Consider the following 15,293-nt stretch of genomic DNA (forward strand, 5'->3'; position numbering starts at 1 on the left):
CGATGTCAGTGGGTGGTGGTGGAATCGGAGTGTGAAGCCTCCGATCGCGCGTCCCGCCACGCCGTCGATCGAGCGCGATCTCGAGGGCGACCTGGCCGACGATCTCGACTCCATCGTGGCGCTGGAGCGCATCGTCCGGGTCGCCCAAGCCGAGCAGCGGCGGCTGGTCCGCCGCGCGCGTGAGCGGGCGGCGTTGCTCGACGGAGTGCACGAGGGCAGCACGTCAAGCGATCGCGAGTTCGCGACCCGATCCTTCATCGCGGAACTCGCGACGACGCTCGTCGTCGCGGAGGCGCGGGCGTTGGGCATGGTCGGTGACGCCGCACGACTCGCCGAGCTCCCATCGGCAGCTGCGGCGTTCACCGTCGGCGACCTCGGGCTCGCGCAGGTGCACACGGTGATGGAGGTCACCTCGGGTGCGTCCGTCGAACTGTCGGCACGGCTCGAGTTGGAGGCGATCGAACGGGCTCCACGCCAGACCAACGCCTCGCTGCGACGCAGCCTGCGACGACTGCGCGAGCGGCTCGAGCCGCGGGCACTCGAAGAGCGCCGCGCGAGCGCGGAGGCCGACCGGCGGGTGTGCGTGGACCCGGCGGCGGATGGCATGGCGTGGCTCAGCGTCTACATGCAGGCCGAGCGCGCCTACGCGATCAAGGCCCGGCTCGACGCGATCGTCGCGAGATCTGCCGAGGTGGAGGCCGCGGGCTCGTCGACTCCCGCAGGCGTCTCGGATGCCGCGTCCCTCAGCGGTGCCGTGGTCGGTGCGTCATCGGACCCGCGTGCACCCGCTGCGGCATCCGTCGCTCGGCCGGACCACCGCACCCTGACCCAGCGCGTCGCCGACCTCGTCGGAGACCTGCTGCCGGCGGGAACCCTCGAGGGCGACCCGACCGGCTTCACCGCCCTCGGCGCGGTCACGCCGCGCATCCTGGTGACGGTGCCCGTGCTGTCGCTGCTGGGGCAGACGAACGAGCCGGCGGAACTCGACGGCTACGGGCCCATCGACGCCGAGACCGCCCGCCGCATCGCCGCGCACGCCCCGAGCTTCCAGCGCATCCTCACGCATCCCGAGACCGGGGCGTTCCTCTCCTACGGCCGCACGTCGTACCGAGTGCCCGCCGATCTCGCCGGCTACCTCGCCGTGCGCGATGGTCGCTGTCGCTTCCCGGGCTGCGGGCGCCGCGCGCGTTCCGCCGACATCGACCACACGGTCGATTGGGCTGACGGCGGCTCGACCAGCCACGAGAACCTCGCCTATCTGTGTCGCAAGCACCACCGGCTCAAGCACCGAACGCGATGGCGGATGACGCAGGAGCACGGCGGCGTCATCCGTTGGACCTCACCGGCCGGCCACATCCTCCGCACCTACCCCGAGCGCCCCTTCATCGCGGTGCCAACCGACGCGGCGCCCGGACCCGAGCCCGGTGAGGCGACGGGCTGCGCCGCGTGAACGGTGCGCCGTCGGCCGCCGCGCGACGGCGTTGATTGTCGGCGTACACCGGGGTGCGATATCCTCGCGCCCAACTCGGGGGAGATCGGAAGCGCGACATGGCAACTGATGGAGGGCGCGCGGACGATCCCGTCACGTTCGCAGGCGGGGTGCTCGATCCGTATCGCCACGTGTGCGCGTTCGTGAACAATCCCGGCGAGGTGAACGCCGTCCTCGATCCGTTCATCAGGCAGGGCATCGACGGCGGCGACCGCCTGCTCTACCTCGTCGATCCCGCCGACACGGCCGCGCCCGTCAATCGGCTCCGGCACCTCGGGTACGACGCCGGAGCGCTGCTCGAGGACCACCAGGCCGAGGTGCGGACGTGGAAGGACACCTACTTGCGGGGCGGCACGTTCGACCAGAGCTCCATGCTCGAGCTGCTCGACGGGATGCTCCTCGGGCAGCAGGCGCCGCGCATCCGCATGGTGTGCGACATGGGCTGGGCGGCATCCGATCACGAAGGGGTCACCGAGGAACTCATCGAGTTCGAGGCGAAGGCCAACTTCATCCACGCCCACCACGAGCACATCGTGATCTGCTCCTACGACGTGACGAAGTTCGACGGCGCGTTCATCATCGACATCCTGCGCACCCATCCGATGGTGCTGCTCGGCGGCATCCTGCAGGAGAACCCGTTCTTCATCCCGCCGTCGGAGTTCCTGGCGGAGCGGGGCGTGCAGGCGACCGGCTGAGGGTCGAGTGGCCATGGATGCCGCGTCGATCGACGGAGTTCCCCAGCCCGAGCCCGACGGCGGCATGGGCCTCGACGTGCGGCGGTGGATGCGGGACATGGCCGCGCTCCACGCGCTCCCCGCGCTGTGGGTGGACCACGAGCCGAACGAGATCGCCACGGGCCTGTTGAGCGTGCTGTTCGGCGTGCTCCAGCTCGACGGCGCATACGCGCGCTTCGAGGATCCCCGCAACGGCGGTCCTCCGCTCGAGACCTGGCGGCCATCGGGACTTGAGCCGCCGGCGGAGGTGCGCATCGCGCTCGATTCGGGCGACGCACCGGCACCGGGCATCATGACGACCGAGGTCGAGGACGCGGACGGCGGTCGGCACCGGATCACGCGCCTCCCGGTCGCCCTGCCGTGGGAGCGGGGCATGGTGCTCGTGTCGGCGGCCCGATCCGACTTCCCGACCGAGCGGGAGACGCACCTCCTGCGCACCGCCGTCGGCCAGGCGGCGATCGCGATCCACACCGCGCGGCGGATCGCGCGCGAGCAGGCCGCGAGAGCCGCCGCCGAGGCGACGCTCGCGCGACAGGGCGAGCTCCTCCGGTCGCTCGTCGACGAGGTGGCGCCGACGCTGGAGTCCCTCGCCTCCATCACGCGGCGGGCCGAGGAGGCGGCGAGAGTGAGCGACACCGGGGGTCCCGGCGACGGGCCGGGTCGTGAGCTCGCCGGCTCCGCGCCGGCGGCATCCCGCCGCGACGACGGGCCGGCACCACGCACCCCGCTGCCGCTGACCCGCCGCGAGACCGAGGTGCTGGGGCTCCTCGCACAGGGATTGAACAACCGGGAGATCGCCGGCGTCATGTGGCTCAGCGACCGCACGGTCGAACGGCACATCACGAGCCTGTACCGCAAGATCGGCGTCGCCCGCCGGAGCGAGGCGACCGCGTTCGCCCTCCGGCACGGCCTCGGCTGATGCGCGCTCGCGCGGAGAGGACGCGACGCCGAATTGAGGGGTTCCCCTCAATTCCCGCCGGAGCTGCCACCCGAGTCGCGGAGGAGTACGGACGCCGCCGCGCTCGGATCGCGGGAGCCTCGAGGCACGGGCATCGACCGAAGGTGTCGGACCCGGCAGACCGAAGGAGCACACCATGACCATCACCGAATCCGGTTCCAGCAGCGCCGCGTCGAGCGACCCCACCGCAGTCCGCCCGTTCACGGTGGAGATCCCGCAGGCCGATGTCGACGACATGTACCGCCGGGTCCGCGAGACCCGCCTGCCCGAGCGCGAGACCGTCGGGGACGCCTCGCAGGGCGTGCAGCTCGACGTCATCGAGGAGCTCGCGAAGCGCTGGGGCGACGGCCACGACTGGCGCGACGTCGAGGCGCGACTGAACGCGCTGCCGCAGTTCGTCACCGAGATCGACGGCCTGGACATCCACTTCATCCACGTGCGCTCCCCGCACGAGGACGCGCTGCCGATGATCGTCACCCACGGCTGGCCGGGGTCGATCATCGAGCAGTTGAAGATCGTCGGCCCGCTGACCGACCCCACGGCGCACGGTGCGAGCGCGTCCGACGCGTTCCACCTCGTCATCCCGTCGCTGCCCGGACACGGCTTCTCGGGCAAGCCCGAGGCGACCGGCTGGGACCCGATCCGCATCGCGAAGGCGTGGGTCGAGCTCATGGACCGCCTCGGCTACGACCGCTACGTCGCGCAGGGCGGCGACTGGGGCAATGCCGTCACCGAGCAGATGGCACTGCTGAAGCCGGCCGGCCTGGTCGGCATCCACACGAACATGGCCGCGACCATCCCCGACGCCATCCAGACCGCGCTCGAGAACCACGAGCCGGCGCCCGCCGACCTGTCGTCGGAGGAGCGGTACGCGTGGGACCAGCTCGCGTTCTTCTACGCGCACGGGCTCGCGTACGCCCAGGAGATGGGCAACCGTCCGCAGACCCTGTACGCGCTCGCCGACTCCCCGGTCGGCCTCGCCGCATGGATGCTCGATCACGACGCCCGCAGCTACGACCTCATCGCGCGGGTGTTCGCCGGGGCATCCGAGGGCCTGACCGTCGACGACGTGCTCGACAACGTCTCGCTGTACTGGCTCACGAACACCGCCGTCTCGTCGGCGCGCCTGTACTGGGAGAGCAAGCTCGCGTTCTTCGCGCCGAAGGGCGTGACGCTCCCGACTGCGGTCAGCGTCTTCCCCGACGAGATCTACGCCGCGCCCCGCAGTTGGGCGACCGAGGCATACCCGAACCTCATCCACTTCAACCGACTCGACCGCGGCGGCCACTTCGCGGCCTGGGAGCAGCCCGACCTGTTCTCGCAGGAGATGCGCGCCGCCTTCCGGTCGCTGCGTTGAGGCGGGCCACGGTGACCGAGATGGACGCCGAGCCGACGCTCGGACCGATCGTGCAGGTCGAGGCCGGCGAGCTGAGCGTCGGCCTGGCCGACCTCGGTCCGGTCGACGGCCCTGCGGTGCTGCTGCTGCACGGGTGGCCGTACGACATCCACAGCTATGCGGATGCCGCCCCGCTCCTCGCTGCCGCCGGGTATCGCGTGCTCGTGCCCCACCTCCGCGGGTACGGCACCACGACGTTCCGATCACCCGACGCGTTCCGGAACGGCCAGCAGGCGGTGTTCGCGCTGGACGCGATCGCCCTGCTCGACGCATTGGGGATCCGCGATGCGGTCGTGGCGGGCTTCGACTGGGGCGCCCGCACCGCGAACATCCTCGCGGCCCTCTGGCCCGAGCGCGTGCGCGCGCACGTCTCGGTGAGCGGGTACCTCATCGGAAGCCGCGCGGCCAACGCGCAGCCGCTCCCGCCCGCGGCCGAGCTCGCCTGGTGGTACCAGTTCTACTTCGCCACCGAGCGCGGTCGGGCCGGCTACGACCGGCATCGTCGCGAGTTCGCCCGGCTGATCTGGCAGACCGCCTCACCGAACTGGGCGTTCGACGACGCCACGTTCGCCCGCAGCGCGGCATCCTTCGACAACCCCGACCACGTCGAGATCGTGATCCACAACTACAGGTGGCGGCTGGGACTTGCGGATGGCGCGTCGCAGCACGACGATCTGGAGCGAAGGCTGGCCGAGCGGCCGCCGATCTCCGTTCCCACCATCACCATGGAGAGCGATGCCAATGGCGCACCGCACCCGGATGCCGCGTCGTACCGCGACGCGTTCACGGGCGCGTACGAGCACCGGCTCGTCACCGGCGGCGTCGGGCACGACCTCCCGCAGGAGGCGCCGCGCGCCTTCGCGCACGCGGTGATCGACGTCGACCGGTCCGCCTGACCGATCCACCCCACATTGGAGGCAGTCATGTCCGATGAACCCCGCAGCGACGATTCCGCCGCCGACGCCGTGATCGAACGGGAGGGCCGCGGCGGCCTGTTCCGCTCCCTCGCCCACCGCCTGGCGGGCGACCAGAACGTGCTTCCCGACGAAGGGCGCCTGCCGTCGTTCGGCCGGGCGACGAGCTGGCTCAACTCCGAACCGCTGACGGCCGAGGGCCTTCGCGGGCGGGTCGTGCTCGTGGACTTCTGGACCTACACCTGCATCAACTGGCTGCGGACCCTTCCGTACCTGCGTGCGTGGGCCGAGAAGTACGAGGACGCCGGGTTGACCATCGTCGGCGTGCACACGCCGGAGTTCGGCTTCGAGTCGGACCTGCGGAACGTGATGCTGCAGACTCGGAACCTCGGCGTGCGCTACCCGGTCGCCGTCGACAGCGACTACGGCGTCTGGAACGACTTCGCGAACCACTACTGGCCGGCGATCTACCTCGCCGACGCGAACGGCCGGCTGCGGTTCCACCACTTCGGCGAGGGCGAGTACGCCATGACCGAGATGGCGATCCAGCAGCTCCTCATGGAGGCCGGGGCGTCGGACCTCGACACCGACCTCGTGATGGTCGAGCCGCAGGGACTCGAGGTCGCGGCCGACTGGCGCTCGCTCGGGTCGCCGGAGACGTACCTCGGCTACCGGCAGAGCAGCGGCTTCGTCTCGGAGCAGTCGGAGCACTACGACCGTCCGCACGTCTACGCCGGAGGGCGCCGGCTCCTGCGGAACACGTGGGACCTCACGGGCGACTGGACGGTCGCGAGCCACGCCGCCGTGCTGAACGAGCCGAACGGGAAGATCTCGTTCGCCTTCCACGCCCGCGACGTCAACCTCGTGATGGGACCTGCGCAGGCCGGGGCATCCGTGCCGTTCCGGGTCACCCTCGACGGTCACCCGGTCGGCGACGCCGGCGGCACCGACGTCGACGCCGACGGCCTCGGCGTGGTCACCGGGCAGAACACGTACCAGCTGGTGCGCCAGCCGGGTCAGGTCGGGGATTCCGTGTTCGAGATCGAGTTCCTCGAGGCGGGCGTCGAGGCGTACTGCTTCACGTTCGGGTGATCGCGGCACTTCGGCGGCGGCGGCGGATGCTTCGGCGACCCGTGTGTGGGCGGGTCGGGGCAGACTGAGCGGATGACGCGAAGCAGCGTGCAGCGGATGCGGGTCTCGCGGCCCGACGGGGCCGAGCTGGCGGTCGAGGTGATCGGCGAGGCGGGGCATCCGCTCGTGCTGCTCGTGGCCGGCGCGGACTGCTCGATGGACTGGTGGCGGCCCGAATTCTGCGAGCTCCTCGTCGCACGGGGGTTGCGTGTGATCCGCTACGACCAGCGGGGCACGGGGGAGACGACGCTCGGTCCGCCGGGCGGGCGGCGCGAGGGACTGCAGACCGCGCTCGAGGATGCGCTCGCCGTGCTCGACGCCGTCGCTGCCGACTCGGCGAGCGTCGCGCACTGGGTCGGGTTCTCCGCGGGCGGGTGGGTCGCGCAGCTCGCGGCGCTCGACCATCCCGACCGGGTGCGGTCGCTGACGCTCGTCTCGACCCGGCCGACGGGTCCCGGGTCGTCCGACGCCGACCTGCCCGAGGTCGCGGACCGGCTGGCGGCGACGTGGGAGCATACACGGCCCGAGCCCGACTGGAACGACCAGACGGCCGTCGTCGCGCACCTCGTCGACGTGGATCGCGACTACGCCGGCGACGAGTTCGACGAGGCGCACGAGCGGGCGATCTGGACCGCGACCGTGCGCCGATCGCCCGGGATGCACCGCGACGAGGGCGGCGCCGACGTCTTCGACGCGAACGTGTACTGGCGGGAACGGCTCGGCTCGCTGCGCGCGCCGACGACCGTGCTGCACGGCACGTCGGATCCGCTCTTCCCGATCGGCAACGGCGAAGCGCTCGCGCGCGAGATCCCGGGCGCGCGGTTCGTGCGGCTTCCGGGGGTCGGGCACGAGCTGCCGCCGCGGGCCTGGGGTGCGGTGGTGGAGGCGGTCGCGACGGCCGCCGCAGAGGCCGGTTCGTCCTAGGAGGTCGGCCCCGCGGCATCCGCTGCGACGTCGATGAGGACCTTGCCGACCGTGCCCGCCTCGACCGCGTCGTGGGCCTCGGCCGTTCGCTCGAGTGGGAAGCGCGTCAGCGGCAGCCCTGCGTCCTCGCCGACGGGCAGCGCGCCGTCCTCGAGGGCGCGGGTGATGTCCTCGGCGGCCGCCGCGAGCGCGTCATCGCCGACGGTGTACAGCAGCAGGAACTGGTAGCGCACGTTGAGCGAGAAGTGGCGGCGGATGTCGAGGGTCATCTCGCTGCCGCCGTCGGTGGCGTAGACCGCCACCGAGCCGTGGTTCGCGAGGACGCGGCTGTTGAGGTCGGCGTTGCGGGCGGGGGAGACCTCGACGACCTGGTCGACGCCGTCGCGCGCGATGGCGCGAATGGCTTTCGCCGCGTCGTCCGCCCGGTAGTTCACGACGTGGTGGGCGCCGGCGGCGGTCGCGAGCGCCGCCTTCTCGGGCGAGCTCACGGTGGTGATGACCCGTGCGCCCGACCAGCGCGCGAGCTGGATCGCGGCGTGCCCTACCGCGCCGGCGCCGCCGGCGACGAGCACCGTACGTCCGTCGAGCGCGCCCGGCCCGAGCCGCGACGGCCCGCCCTCGTGCACGGTGAGCGCACGGTGCGCGGTCATCGCGGGCACGCCGAGGGATGCCCCGAGCTCGAAGCCCGCGGCATCCGGCAGGTGCACGAGCCGCTCTGCCGGCAGCACCGCGAGCTCCTGGGCCGTGCCGGTCGGACGCCCGTGCGCGGCGAGGAACACCCACACCCGGTCGCCAACCACGAACCCGGTGACGCCCTCGCCGACCGCGTCGACGACGCCCGCGCCGTCCTGGTTCGGCACGACCTCGGGGAACGGCGTCGGCCGGCCGGCGCCTGCGCCCGCGCGCGCCTTCCAGTCGGTCGGGTTGACGCCCGACACGACGATGCGCACGCGCACCTCGCCGGGTCCCGGCTCGGCGACGTCGCGGTCGACGAGCTGCAGGACGGAGGACGGGCCGGTCTGGGCGTACGCGATCGCTCTCATGCTGATGGCAACGCCGATTCGGACGCGGTTCTTCCGGGTCGAGTCGAGTGCGACCGGACCGTCGCGCCCACCAGGATGCAGCCCACTCCGAACAGGGCCAGTCCGAGCACACCGGCCTCGATGGGCAGGAGCCCCAGTGCGTAGATCGCGGGCCGAAGCGGCAGCATCGCCATTCCGATCGCTCCCGTGACGATCAGGAGCGGCCCTCGCCATCTCGGATGACCGGAGGACGAGCCGTCGAGGACCTCCGCCAGCCCGGCGAGCGCCAACGCTGCGCCGAGGACCGGCTCGCCGAGATCGAGCCCGGCGGTCGTCAGCGGATCGAACATGAGCAGGAGCCCCATGAGGGCGAGCAGGCCGAGGAACACGGCGACGACGGCCACGATCCGGGCCGCACGCCTCCAGCCCCGGTGGCCGGCGGAGAGCGTCGACAGGAGGAGGAGCGTGCCTCCCGACGTCAGCAGGAGCGCGAGGACTCCGGTCACGTTGTACACCACGAAGAGATCTGATCTGATGACGACGGCGTACCCGAGCTCGGGACGGAAGACGACGTCAGTACCCGCCGGGGGGATGAACCGCAGGTATCCGTGCACGATCCAGAGCGCGCCTCCGATGATCAGCGTCCATCTCGCGGCCGGCCCCTCGCCGCGGAGACGCGCGAATCGACAAGGAGCGGCAGTGCTCATCGTGGACCTCCCGTGCTGTGGGCGTGCGGTGATCCGATGGTCGGAGTCTATGGCTCGTGACTGCGCGAGAATGGAACCCGAGGACGAGGGGTTTCGACATGGTTGAGCACGTGACCGATTCGACGACGGATGCCGCGGGCACGGCGCCGACCGGAGCAGACGAGGCCACGCACGATCACGCGCACTACGCGATCGGATGCCCCGAGTGCTTCGAGGAGCTGCAGCAGAACCACGACTGGTGGAAGGCGCGCCCCGAGGGATCGCGGCTCGTCGGCCTCGTGGTGCCCCGCGCCGACATGCCCTCGGTCGTCGAGCAGCGGAACGACCTGACCCGCTTCGGTGTGGCGATCCTCGACTTCAAGCACCCGGCGCCCGAGATGCCCGAGACCTGGGAGCAGCGGCTCGGCCGCCTGTTCGAGACACTGCAGGCCGGCGACGTGCTCGTCGTCTCGAACGAGCGGGCGCTCGGTCGCACGCCCGACGAGGTCGCTCGCACGATCCGCACGCTGCGCCGCCACGACCTCGTCGTGAAGGTGCTCGGCCGCGGAGCGCCGCACCTCGAAGACGCGCGGGCGTGAGGACCGACCGCGACCTGTCGCGGTGGCGGCTGCACTCGCAGCTGCTCGCCGCGCCGGTCACGGCCGCCGAGCAGGTGGTCTCCACCCTGCTCGCGGTGCAGGCCGAGAACCCCTCGCAGTCGGCGTGGGCGGTGGCCACGCGCACCGCCGCGCCCAGCCAGGAGGACCTCGCCGACGCGATCGCCGACGGTCGCGTGCTCCGCACGCATGTGCTTCGGCCGACCTGGCACTACGTCCACGCGAAGGACGCGCGGTGGCTGCTCGAGCTCACGGCGCCGCGGGTGCTGCCGGTCATCGACCAACAGCTCCGGCCGCTGGCCGAGCGGATGCCGCGGCTCACCGACGCGGTGACGGAGATCCTCGCGGGAACCCCCGATCGCACGCGAAGCGACCTCGCGAGCGACCTCGCCGAGCGACAGGCCGACCTCGGCGTCGATCTCACCGGCCAGCAGCTGATGCTGCTCCTCGGGCACCTCGAGCTGCATGCCCTCGTGTGCAGCGGGGCACCACGCGACGGCGAGCACACCTACGCACTCTTCGACGATCGGGTGCCCGCCGCGCAGGCGTTCGACCGTGACGATGCCCTGACCGAGCTCGCCCGCCGCTACTTCACTTCGCACGGGCCAGCCACCGAGCGCGACCTCGCCTACTGGGCCACGCTTACCCTGACCGACGTGCGCCGCGGCATCGCCGGCGCCGCCGCCGGGCTCGATTCCTTCGAGCACGACGGGCGCACGTTCTGGCACGCGCCCGGCGACGTGCCCGCCGCCGCCGAGCCGGCCGGCCACCTGCTCCAGGTGCTCGACGAGATGTACCGGGGCTACCAGGATTCACGATGGCTGATCGACGCGGAGGGCCTCGCGTCACGTGCGCGCGAGACCGCGATCGGCATGGCGCTGGTCGACGCCCAGCTCGTCGCCGGCATGCGGCGCACGGTCGGCCCGAAGGCGGTCACGTTCGCGCTGTACCCGCATCGCAGGCTTCGCGCACGCGAACTCGAGTCGGTGCACGACGCCGCCGCCCGATACGGCCAGTTCCTCGGCCTCGAACCGCGCGTCGAGATCGAAGACCGCTCCTAGGTCTCCGTCGTCGGCCGGATGACCCGGCGCGCCACGTTCTCGGCCGCGTCCGCCGGGATCTCCTCGGTGATCCAGGGCCCGGTGCCCTCGCTCACGTCGATGATGCCCTCCTCGAGCCAGGTGTAGCGGCCGTCGAGCACGCGCTCGGCGAGGCGTTCGTCCGTGGCATCCGTGTTGTGCCAGAGCTCGTCGAGCAGCCGCTCGGTGCGGTGTCGTGACTGCTCGGCGAACGTGGCGGCGAGCTGGTAGGCCGCCTTGCCCTCGTCGGGCGAGTCCGCGGCGATCATCATCGCCCGCACGCACGAGGCGGAAACGGCGAACAGCTCGGCGCCGATGTCGACGACGCGGGCGAGGAAGCCTTGCTTGTGCTCGAGGCCGCCCTGCCAGCGGGCCATCCCGTAGAAGGTCTCGCGCGCGAGCTTGCGACTCGTGCGCTCGACGTACCGCAGGTGCGGCGCGAGCGCGCCGAACTCGTCGAACGCCGTGGGGATGTCGCCCTTGCCGGCGACGAGCTGCGGCAGCCAGCGTGCATAGAACCCGCTCGCCGAGACCGCGGCCTTGAGCTTGCCGGCGAGGTCCTGGTGCGGATCGATCAGGTCGCCCGCGGCCTTGAGATGCGCATCGACCGCCTCACGCGCGATGAGGAGGCGCATGATCTCGCTCGATCCCTCGAAGATGCGGTTGATGCGCAGGTCGCGGAGCATCTGCTCCGCCGGCACCGCGCGCTCGCCGCGGGCCGCGAGCGACTCGGCCTTCTCGAACCCGCGGCCGCCGCGGATCTGCACGAGGTCGTCGGCGATGCGCCAGCCCATCTCGGACGCCCAGAGCTTGGCGAGCGCCGCCTCGATGCGGATGTCCTTGCGACCCTCGTCGGCGAGCACGCCCGACAGGTCGACGACCGCCTCGAGCGCGAACGTCGTCGCGGCGATGAACGCGATCTTGTGCGCGACGGCGGCGTGCTCGCCGATCGGCCTGCCCCACTGCACGCGCGCGTTCGACCACTCTCGCGCGATCTTGAGGCTCCACTTTCCGGCGCCCGCGCAGATCGCGGGGATCGCCAGCCGCCCGGCGTTGAGCGTGGTGAGCGCGATCTTGAGCCCCTCGCCCTCGCGGCCGATGAGGTTCTCCTTGGGCACGCGCACGTTCCGCAGCGACGTCAGCCCGTTCTCGAGACCGCGCAGCCCCATGAACGCGTTCCGCCGGTGCACGGTGATGCCGGGGGCATCCGCTTCGACGATGAAGGCGCTGATGCCGCCGCGGTGGTCTTCCGACTTCGGCACGCGCGCCATGACGACGAGCAGCTCGGCGACGACGCCGTTGGTGGTCCACAGCTTGGTGCCGTCGAGCACGTACTCCGAGCCGTCCGCGCTCGGCACGGCCGTCGCGCGCAACCGCGCCGGGTCGGAGCCGACCTCGGGCTCGGTCAGCAGGAATGCGCTGATCGCGCCGGTCGCGCAGCGGGGCAGGTACTGCCGCTTCTGCTCCTCGTTGCCCGCCAGCACGAGGGGTTCGGGCAGCCCCACGGACTGGTGCGCCGAGAGCAGCGCGACGACGGCCGGGCTCACGGTGCCGATCATGGTCAACGCGTGGTTGTAGTAGTACTGCCCGAGCCCGAGGCCGCCGTACTCGACGGGGATCTTCATGCCGAAGCATCCGAGCTCAGCGAACCCTTGGTAGACCTCGTCGGGGATGCGCGCGTCGCGCTCGATCTGCGCGCCGTCGACCGTGCGCAGGAAGGCCTCGAGATCGCGCATGAACTGCTCGCCTCGATCGCGCCGATCGGGTGCAGGCCTCGGGTGCGGATGGATGAGGGTGAGGTCGAACTGGCCGAGGTAGAGGCCCTTCGCGAAGCTCGGCTTCCGCCATTCCTGCTCGCGCGCGGCCTCGGCGACGGCTCGCGACTGCTGCTCGTCGACGTGCGGCGCCTGCCGGCCGTCGCCGCGCTGGCCATTGCCGTGCGGCTCCGGCACTGCGCCGCCCTCGGCGGGGGGAACGGCGGACTCTCGGATGGTGGTCACGCGAACCTCCTCGCTCAGCGCCAATCTACGCCGCGCCGGCGACAGGAGGTACGGGTTGACGGGGCGAGGCGGCGCCGCGGGGCACGCCCGAGTTCGAGGTCTCAGCCCAGGAACCGCTCGACTGCCGCGATGAAGCGATCGGGGTCGTCGAGCCAGGGCGAGTGGCCGGCCGACGGCACCACGACGAGCTCGCCTTGCCGGAAACGGGTCGCGTACTCGGCGCCCCGTGCGGGGGGAAGCGCCACATCGAACTCGCCGACGAGCACGAGCACGCGTGCGTCGAGTCGCGCGAGCGCCGCGGTCAGGGCGCCCTCGTCGAAGGCGCCAGACGCGTAGTACTGAGCGGCGGCATCCGCGTTGAGCAGCTCCGCCTGCGCAGCGGCCGACGCTTGCCGCCCGGCATCCCACCGGCCGTGCATGAACGGTTCGATCGCATCCCAGTCGTCATCGGTCGGGGCGCCCGCCCAGATGCGCTCGAACGAGGCGAACGCGGCGGCGAACCAGGGCTCGTCGCGTCGCTGTTCGGCGGTCGTCCGGCGATCGTCGTCGGAGACCTCGAGGCCGACGACGCGCGGAGTGGGGCAGACGAGCACCAGGCGACTGATGCGTTCCGGATGCCGCGCCGCGTACAACACGGCCAGCGCCGCGCCGGCCGAATGCGCGAGCAGGTCCATCCGTTCGAGCCCGAGGTGAGCCCGAAGCGCCTCGACGTCGGCGATCTGCCGGTCGACCCGATACGTCGCACGGTCTGCCGGTACGGGGGAAGCGCCCGTGCCACGCGGGTCGAGCAGGTGCAGGGTGCGGTGCGCGGACAGGCCGCCCAGATCCCCGAGATATGCAGACGCCTTCATCGGACCGCCGGGGAGGCAGACGAGCGGGGCGCCCGTCCCGACGGTGTGGACGGCGAGCAGCGAATCGTCAGGCGCGGTGATCTCGGGCATCTCGCGATCGTATCGGGCGCCGGCAGAGCCGACCCGTCCGGGGTTCCCACCGATGCATACCACCCCCGCATGGCGATACGCTCGGCGGCATCCGACCCGGGAGGGCGATCGCCGATGACACCGAACCCGCCGCGCACCTACCTGTTCGCGTTGACGGATGCCGGTGGCACCGTGCCGCCCGAGGTCGGCGTCGTCCGCCGCGTCGCCGAGCGCGGGCACCGCGTGATCGTCCTCGCCGACGACTCGATGGCGAGCACGGTCGAGGCGACCGGCGCCGAGGTGCGCACGTGGACGCGACCGAGCACGGAGTTCCGCGACTGGGAGCTGCGCAGCCCGATGGCGCAGGCCCGTGGCATGGCCGAGCACATGCTTGTCGGCGCAGCCCCCGCCCAGGCCGACGAGACCGGCGCCGCGATCGACGAGCTCGAACCCGACCTCGTGGTCACGTCGGGCTTCGGGCTCGGCGCGATGATCGCGGCCGAGTCGCGCGACGTGCCCTTCGACCTGCTCATGCCCAACGTCTACGTCCTGCCCGCCGACGGCATGCCGCCGTTCGGCGCCGGCCTGCGGCCCGCCCGTGGTCCGCTCGGGCGCGCCCGTGACGCCGGCATGCGCCGGGCGAGCGCCGCGCTCATCGATCGCTACGCGCTGGGCGACCTCAACCGGGTCCGCACGGCGCACGGACTCGATGCCGTCACGACGCTCTGGGAGCAGATGGGCGGCGCCCGCCGCCAGCTCGTGCTCACCTCGGCAGCCTTCGACTTCCCGGCCACCCTGCCCGACAACGCGCGGTACGTCGGGCCGATCCTCGACGATCCAGGGTGGGCGGATGCCGCGGACTGGCGTCTCCCGCCGGGCGACGCGCCGCTCGTGGTCGTCGCCATGTCGTCGACGTTCCAGAACCACGTGGACTGCCTGCAGCGGATCACCGCCGCGCTCGGCGGCATGCCGGTGCGCGGGCTCGTGACGACGGGGCCGGCGGTGTCGCCGCGGGCGATTCCCGCGGCGGAGAACGTGGTCGTCGTGGCATCCGCACCGCATCGCGACGTGCTGCCGCTCGCCGACGTCGTCGTCACGCACGGCGGCCACGGCACCGTCATTAAGGCGCTCGCGGCAGGCAAGCCGCTCGTGATCCTGCACCACGGACGCGACCAGGCCGACAACGCGGTGCGCGTCACGTCCCGCGGCGCCGGCGTCGCCGTGCCTCGCAGCGCCTCGAGCGCGCGGATCGCTCGGGCGATCGAGACGGTGCGCGACGATCCCCGCTACCGTTCGGCGGCTGGCGAGCTGGGGCAGGCGATCTCGCGGGATGCGAACGACTCGGCGCTGCTCGAGGAGCTCGAGGGGGTTCCGGCGCGGGCTCGATGAGCTCGAGCGCCCCTCCGCGTCTGCTGTCGCGCTG

Annotated in this window: 14 protein-coding genes; 10 read left to right on the plus strand and 4 right to left on the minus strand. The window is 72.0% G+C overall.

Annotated features, from left to right (window positions below; translation table 11 throughout):
* Positions 1–31: 31 nt before the first annotated feature.
* From ACFVN5_RS14935 to ACFVN5_RS14965, 7 genes are all read left to right on the plus strand, one after another.
* On the plus strand, positions 32–1,450 hold the full coding sequence (locus tag ACFVN5_RS14935) for a DUF222 domain-containing protein (protein ID WP_376956024.1): 1,419 nt from the start codon (positions 32–34) through the stop codon (positions 1,448–1,450).
* A 98-nt stretch (positions 1,451–1,548) separates the two neighbouring features.
* Positions 1,549–2,184, plus strand: a complete 636-nt coding sequence (locus tag ACFVN5_RS14940; protein WP_376956025.1) for an MEDS domain-containing protein — start codon at positions 1,549–1,551, stop codon at positions 2,182–2,184.
* 13 nt (positions 2,185–2,197) lie between these two features.
* Complete coding sequence (locus ACFVN5_RS14945) at positions 2,198–3,142, plus strand: LuxR C-terminal-related transcriptional regulator (protein WP_376956026.1); 945 nt, start codon at positions 2,198–2,200, stop codon at positions 3,140–3,142.
* 175 nt (positions 3,143–3,317) lie between these two features.
* Positions 3,318–4,538: an epoxide hydrolase family protein gene (locus ACFVN5_RS14950; RefSeq protein WP_376956027.1), complete on the plus strand. Its 1,221-nt coding sequence runs from the start codon at positions 3,318–3,320 to the stop codon at positions 4,536–4,538.
* Positions 4,539–4,558: 20 nt separating this feature from the next.
* A complete protein-coding gene (locus ACFVN5_RS14955) occupies positions 4,559–5,473 on the plus strand; it encodes an alpha/beta fold hydrolase (protein WP_376956824.1) in 915 nt (304 codons plus the stop codon).
* A 27-nt stretch (positions 5,474–5,500) separates the two neighbouring features.
* A complete protein-coding gene (locus ACFVN5_RS14960) occupies positions 5,501–6,583 on the plus strand; it encodes a thioredoxin (RefSeq protein WP_376956028.1) in 1,083 nt (360 codons plus the stop codon).
* A 72-nt stretch (positions 6,584–6,655) separates the two neighbouring features.
* Positions 6,656–7,546, plus strand: a complete 891-nt coding sequence (locus ACFVN5_RS14965) for an alpha/beta fold hydrolase (RefSeq protein ID WP_376956029.1) — start codon at positions 6,656–6,658, stop codon at positions 7,544–7,546.
* Here ACFVN5_RS14965 and ACFVN5_RS14970 read toward each other — a convergent pair.
* Both ACFVN5_RS14970 and ACFVN5_RS14975 read right to left on the minus strand, forming a co-directional pair.
* Entirely contained in the window at positions 7,543–8,589 is a 1,047-nt protein-coding gene (locus ACFVN5_RS14970) for an NADPH:quinone reductase (protein WP_376956030.1), read from the minus strand. The genes ACFVN5_RS14965 and ACFVN5_RS14970 overlap by 4 nt on opposite strands.
* Positions 8,586–9,275 (minus strand): hypothetical protein, encoded by a 690-nt coding sequence (locus tag ACFVN5_RS14975; protein ID WP_376956031.1) that lies wholly within the window; start codon positions 9,273–9,275, stop codon positions 8,586–8,588. Before ACFVN5_RS14975 ends, ACFVN5_RS14970 begins: the two co-directional genes overlap by 4 nt.
* A 98-nt stretch (positions 9,276–9,373) precedes the next feature.
* Between ACFVN5_RS14975 and ACFVN5_RS14980 the strand changes: the two genes are divergently transcribed.
* Together ACFVN5_RS14980 and ACFVN5_RS14985 are read left to right on the plus strand one after the other, a co-directional pair.
* Positions 9,374–9,853, plus strand: a complete 480-nt coding sequence (locus ACFVN5_RS14980; RefSeq protein ID WP_376956032.1) for a dehydrogenase — start codon at positions 9,374–9,376, stop codon at positions 9,851–9,853.
* Positions 9,850–10,932: a winged helix DNA-binding domain-containing protein gene (locus tag ACFVN5_RS14985; RefSeq protein ID WP_376956033.1), complete on the plus strand. Its 1,083-nt coding sequence runs from the start codon at positions 9,850–9,852 to the stop codon at positions 10,930–10,932. Before ACFVN5_RS14980 ends, ACFVN5_RS14985 begins: the two co-directional genes overlap by 4 nt.
* Here ACFVN5_RS14985 and ACFVN5_RS14990 read toward each other — a convergent pair.
* Both ACFVN5_RS14990 and ACFVN5_RS14995 read right to left on the minus strand, forming a co-directional pair.
* Positions 10,929–12,950 (minus strand): acyl-CoA dehydrogenase family protein, encoded by a 2,022-nt coding sequence (locus ACFVN5_RS14990; RefSeq protein WP_376956034.1) that lies wholly within the window; start codon positions 12,948–12,950, stop codon positions 10,929–10,931. The two genes, ACFVN5_RS14985 and ACFVN5_RS14990, sit on opposite strands and share 4 nt — an antisense overlap.
* Positions 12,951–13,051: 101 nt before the next feature.
* The gene (locus tag ACFVN5_RS14995; protein ID WP_376956035.1) at positions 13,052–13,891 is read right to left on the minus strand and encodes an alpha/beta fold hydrolase; all 840 of its coding nucleotides are present in this window, start codon (positions 13,889–13,891) and stop codon (positions 13,052–13,054) included.
* 69 nt (positions 13,892–13,960) lie between these two features.
* On the opposite strand from ACFVN5_RS14995, the gene ACFVN5_RS15000 reads away from it, so the two are divergent.
* Positions 13,961–15,259 (plus strand): glycosyltransferase, encoded by a 1,299-nt coding sequence (locus ACFVN5_RS15000; protein ID WP_376956036.1) that lies wholly within the window; start codon positions 13,961–13,963, stop codon positions 15,257–15,259.
* Positions 15,260–15,293: the final 34 nt, after the last annotated feature.

The sequence above is a fragment of the Agromyces sp. NPDC057865 genome, assembly GCF_042796995.1.
Taxonomy (GTDB): Bacteria; Actinomycetota; Actinomycetes; order Actinomycetales; family Microbacteriaceae; genus Agromyces.

Bases quoted from the DNA above. Each gene is read 5' to 3' on its own strand.
- ACFVN5_RS14940 (WP_376956025.1), top strand. From the start codon at position 1,549: ATGGCAACTGATGGAGGGCGCGCGGACGATCCCGTCACGTTCGCAGGC.
- ACFVN5_RS14945 (WP_376956026.1), top strand. From the start codon at position 2,198: ATGGATGCCGCGTCGATCGACGGAGTTCCCCAGCCCGAGCCCGACGGC.
- ACFVN5_RS14950 (WP_376956027.1), top strand. From the start codon at position 3,318: ATGACCATCACCGAATCCGGTTCCAGCAGCGCCGCGTCGAGCGACCCC.
- ACFVN5_RS14955 (WP_376956824.1), top strand. From the start codon at position 4,559: ATGGACGCCGAGCCGACGCTCGGACCGATCGTGCAGGTCGAGGCCGGC.
- ACFVN5_RS14960 (WP_376956028.1), top strand. From the start codon at position 5,501: ATGTCCGATGAACCCCGCAGCGACGATTCCGCCGCCGACGCCGTGATC.
- ACFVN5_RS14965 (WP_376956029.1), top strand. From the start codon at position 6,656: ATGACGCGAAGCAGCGTGCAGCGGATGCGGGTCTCGCGGCCCGACGGG.
- ACFVN5_RS14970 (WP_376956030.1), bottom strand. From the start codon at position 8,589: ATGAGAGCGATCGCGTACGCCCAGACCGGCCCGTCCTCCGTCCTGCAG.
- ACFVN5_RS14975 (WP_376956031.1), bottom strand. From the start codon at position 9,275: ATGAGCACTGCCGCTCCTTGTCGATTCGCGCGTCTCCGCGGCGAGGGG.
- ACFVN5_RS14980 (WP_376956032.1), top strand. From the start codon at position 9,374: ATGGTTGAGCACGTGACCGATTCGACGACGGATGCCGCGGGCACGGCG.
- ACFVN5_RS14995 (WP_376956035.1), bottom strand. From the start codon at position 13,891: ATGCCCGAGATCACCGCGCCTGACGATTCGCTGCTCGCCGTCCACACC.
- ACFVN5_RS15000 (WP_376956036.1), top strand. From the start codon at position 13,961: ATGGCGATACGCTCGGCGGCATCCGACCCGGGAGGGCGATCGCCGATG.